Origin of the sequence: Phenylobacterium sp. (genome assembly GCF_016793285.1) — a bacterium.
GTDB lineage: Bacteria > Pseudomonadota > Alphaproteobacteria > Caulobacterales > Caulobacteraceae > Phenylobacterium.
On record NZ_JAEUMO010000260.1, the window covers coordinates 1 to 3,995 of the forward strand.

Annotated in this window: 4 protein-coding genes and 1 pseudogene; all 5 read left to right on the plus strand. The window is 71.7% G+C overall.

Annotated elements, in window-relative coordinates; all coding sequences use genetic code 11:
* Positions 1-349: pseudogene (locus tag JNL41_RS21980) on the plus strand (flagellin modification protein FlmC); the annotation flags it as partial.
* Positions 346-1,365, plus strand: coding sequence for a UDP-2,4-diacetamido-2,4,6-trideoxy-beta-L-altropyranose hydrolase (gene pseG, locus JNL41_RS21985; protein ID WP_293478424.1), 1,020 nt, complete (start codon positions 346-348; stop codon positions 1,363-1,365). The pseudogene JNL41_RS21980 and the gene pseG, both read left to right, overlap by 4 nt.
* A 71-nt stretch (positions 1,366-1,436) precedes the next feature.
* Positions 1,437-2,081 (plus strand): class I SAM-dependent methyltransferase, encoded by a 645-nt coding sequence (locus tag JNL41_RS21990; protein ID WP_293478425.1) that lies wholly within the window; start codon positions 1,437-1,439, stop codon positions 2,079-2,081.
* Positions 2,078-3,322, plus strand: a complete 1,245-nt coding sequence (locus JNL41_RS21995; RefSeq protein ID WP_293478426.1) for an FAD/NAD(P)-binding protein — start codon at positions 2,078-2,080, stop codon at positions 3,320-3,322. The genes JNL41_RS21990 and JNL41_RS21995 overlap by 4 nt, the downstream gene beginning before the upstream one ends.
* A gap of 32 nt (positions 3,323-3,354) precedes the next feature.
* Positions 3,355-3,995: WbqC family protein (locus tag JNL41_RS22000; protein WP_293478427.1), on the plus strand; the 641-nt coding region annotated here is incomplete at its 3' end.

Sequence of the window (3,995 nt, forward strand, 5' to 3'; positions counted from 1 at the left end):
GAACACGCCGGACACGTTCAGCTATCCCAAGGGGCAGGACGTCGAGGTGATGACCGCCGCCGCGCTCCGCCGCCTCGCCGCCGAGGCGACCTCCCGAGAGGCCCGCGAGCACGTCACCTGGGACCTCTACCACGGCGGCCACGGCTACCGCGCCGCCTGGCTGACCAGCCCTAGCGCCGACGACGGCGACATCCGCTGGACCGTCGACACCCCCGACGACTACGCCTTCGCCGAGGCGGTCTACGCGGCGCTCTACCCGCAGAATCCCGCCTTCGCGTCGGCCGACATCCGCGCTTTCCTGGAGCGCCGCCCCGATCTCGCCCACTTCGGAGGCCATCGGCGGCTATGACCGGACCGCGCATCCTCTTCGTGGCGGACGCCGGCCCGTTCGTAGGCGGCGGCCACGTCATGCGCTCGCTGACGCTCGCGAGGGCGCTGGAGGCGCAGGGCGCCAGCTATGCCTTCGTGGGCCCGCCTGCCGTCGCCGAGCTCCTCGACGCCTTCTCGCCGGACAGCGTCCGCATCCCCGCCGAGGATCTGGCCGCCACGGCGGTGCGCGAGAGCTTCGACGCCATCGTCTTCGACCACTACGGCCTGTCCGAGCCCGACCACCGGGCCATGGCGAAGGACCGCCCCGTCCTTGTCGTCGACGACCTCGCCGACCGGCCGCTGGGGGCGGACATCGTCGTCGACGCCGGCCCGTCGCGCCGCGCCCAGGACTACCTCGGCCTCACCTCGGACGAGGCGCGCCTGCTGCTCGGACCCGAGTTCGCCGCGGTCCGCCCCGAATTCGCCGCCGTGCGCGAACCGGCCCTGGCCTGGCGGGGCGAGCCGGTCCAGCGCGTCCTGATCTCGATGGGCCTGACCGACGTCGGCGGGGTCACCGCCCGCGTCGTCGACCGCGTGCGGCCTCGCGTGCAGGAGGTCGGCCTCGACATCGTGCTGGGCGCCGGCGCCCCCAGCACCTCCGGACTCCTCAAGACCGCGCGCCGCGACCCGCGCCTCATGCTGCACGTCGACACGCCGCACATGGCCCGCCTCACCGCCGAGGCCGACATCGGGATCGGCGCACCGGGCTCGTCCACCTGGGAGCGCTGCGTGCTGGGCCTTCCCTCGGTACTGATCGTGCTGGCCGAGAACCAGCGTCCGGCCGCCCGGGCGATGGCCGAACGCGGCGCGGCGCTGGTCGTCGATCTCGCCGACCCCGGCTTCGACGCCGCCTTCGACCGGGCGCTCACCCGGCTGCTGCGCGACGCGGATCTGCGCCGCGAACTGGCCCGCGTCAGCGCCGGCGTCTGCGACGGCCTGGGCGCCGGCCGCACCGCCGAGATCTTCCTCGGCCTCATCGCCGCGCATCGGCGTTAGCGCCCCTCTGCGACGCCGAATCGGCTCAGGGTTAACCGCGCGTTTTCCTCCCTGGTCCACTAGAGAGCGCGATGCGCCCGCTCCGTGAGATTCGTGGCCTGAAGTATCCCGACGAGTTCATCGTGCGGCACTTCTTCAAGCGCGGCCTCTCCCAGCGGACCGGCCGGGTCCTCGAACTCGGCTCCGGAACCGGCAACAACCTGTCGCTCTACGGAATCTGGGACTGGGACTGCACAGGCGTCGACTACGACGAGGACGCGCTGGCCGACGCCCGGTTCAACCTGGGCGACGCGCCCACCTTCGTCCAGGCCGACCTGTCGCAGAGCCTGCCGGCGCTCGAAGGCCCGTTCCACGCCGTGATCGTCCCGAACCTGCTCTGCTACCTTACCGCCGCGCAGGCCCGCGCCTGCCTCGGCGCGCTCAAGGCCCACCTCGCGCCCGGCTGCGAGATCTTCGTGCGCACCCGCCTCGTCGACGACTACCGCTATGGCCGCGGCGAGGAGGAGGAGCCCGATGGCTTCCGCCTGGACACGCCCGAGACGGGCGAAGCCGGCCTGTTCAACCTGTTCTACACCGAGGCCGCGCTGGTCGGACTGCTCAGGTCCACCCTGGGCCTCACCGACGAGACCGTGCTCACCTGCCGCTTCGACAACGTGCAGGCCGGCCAGCTCGTCCCCAACAACAGCGACGTCATCGTCTGGGGAGCGGCAGCATGAAGGTGAAGATCGTCGGCGGAGGCCTGACCGGCATTCTCGCGGCGTTCGAGGCGCATCGTCTGGGCGCACGCGACATCGAGCTCTACGAGCGCTTCGAGAAGCTGGGCGGCGTCGCCCTGCCGGAAGAGCGCCACGGCCTTGAGCTGCGCGAGGGCTGCATCTACTTCGGCCCCAGGAGCGACCCCATCCGCGGCCTGCTGGAAACCTACGGCCAGAGCTTCGTCGAGTTCGACAACCGCTTCGGCTCGATCAGCCCGGGCGATGCGGGCGAGCCCGTCCGCACCATCGACTTCGGCGGCCCCGCCTTCGCCTGCGCGAACGCCTCGGTGACCCCCCTCGCCGGCCCCAGCCTCGCGGACCGCATCGGCGCCTATCCGCCGGAGATCGCCGGGCCGCTGACACGCTACGCCACGTGGCACCTCGGGTTCGACCTTGCCGAGGCGCACGAGGCGGCCGCCATCCCGATGGCGATCAACCGCGTCTTCCCGCTGGGCGCCGACGTGGCCGCGCTGGCCGACGCCAAGCGCGCCGACCCCCTGGCCGACGAACTGCTCGCCATCCCGCGCGCGCAATGGGGCCACACCAACAACCTGCTGGCCAGCCTGCCCGAGGGCGGCTTCCCGACCTTCCTGCGGCGCTGCGAGCACGCGCTCGGCCAGATCGGCGTGAAGATCCGGGAGCGCAACCTCGTCGCCCCCCGCCACGCCATCGCCACCCACAACAAGGGCGAGGTCCTGGTCTGGGCCGCAAACCCGACCCCGCTCTTCAAGGCGCTGGACGTGCGCACGCCCAAGCTCCTGCCGAAGAGCTTCGCCACCTATGTCTTCGCCGCCCGCTGGACCGGCCCGCGGCCCTTCTACGTCCAGAACTTCACCGCAGAGGGCGCCTGCTTCCGCGCCTACGTCTACGAGAGCGCGGGCCGCACGCTGGTGACCGCCGAGTGCGTGAAGGAGGCCGATCCCACCGACCTGCGCTACGAGGTCCACCGGATGCTCTCGGGCTTCGGCGGCGACCTGGCCCTGGGCGAGATCCTCTGCACCACGATCAAGCCGCGCTGGATCTACCACTCGGTCGACGCCATCCGGCAGCTCGCGCAGCTCCGCGACGCGGCCCGCGACCGCCTCGGGGCGACCTTCGTCGACGGCGCGTGGGAGCCCTACGCCAAGGCCGAGAAGTTCGCGCAGGTGAACGCCGCCCTGGCGGCCGCGCTGGGCGTCTCGAAAGGTCGCGCCGCGGCATGACGCGCCAGGGACCGGGGAGGACGGCGGCGATCATGCAGCCGGCCTACCTGCCCTACCTCGGCTACTTCCACCTGATCGCCGCGAGCGACGTCTTCGTCTTCCTCGACGACGTCCAGTTCGCCCGCCGCTCCTGGCAGCAGCGCAACCGCATCTGGGGCGCAGCCGGCGAGGTGATGCTCTCGGTCCCCGTCCAGAAGACCGACCGCGACGCCGCCATCAGCGAAATCCGCCTCGCCGACGCCGAGCCCTGGCGCGAGAAGCACCTCAACTCGATCCGCCATGCCTACGCGAAACGGCCGCACTTCGCCGAGGGCATGGCCTTCCTCGAGGAACAGTTCGCCCGGGCGGACACCGGCCTAGCCGACCTCAACTGCGGCCTCATCGAAGCCGCCGCAGCGAAGCTGGGCCTCGAACGCGAGTTCGTCCGCGCCAGCACGCTCGGCGCCCCCGGCCACCGCTCCGACCACCTGCTGGCGATCTGCCGGGCGCTCGGCGCCACCGACTACCTCTCGCCCATGGGCAGCCACGACTACATGGAAGACGACGGCGTTTTCGCCGCCGCAAGCTTCCCGGCCCGCTTCCAGGGCTTCGTCGAAATCCCCTACGACCAGGGCCACACGCCCTTCGTCCCCTACATGGCCTTCCTCGACGCGGTGATGAACCTGGGCTGGGC

What these genes read in the sequence shown, in the direction of transcription:
- JNL41_RS21995 (WP_293478426.1), top strand. Translation starts at nt 2,078, where the DNA reads ATGAAGGTGAAGATCGTCGGCGGAGGCCTGACCGGCATTCTCGCGGCG.
- pseG (WP_293478424.1), top strand. Translation starts at nt 346, where the DNA reads ATGACCGGACCGCGCATCCTCTTCGTGGCGGACGCCGGCCCGTTCGTA.
- JNL41_RS21990 (WP_293478425.1), top strand. Translation starts at nt 1,437, where the DNA reads ATGCGCCCGCTCCGTGAGATTCGTGGCCTGAAGTATCCCGACGAGTTC.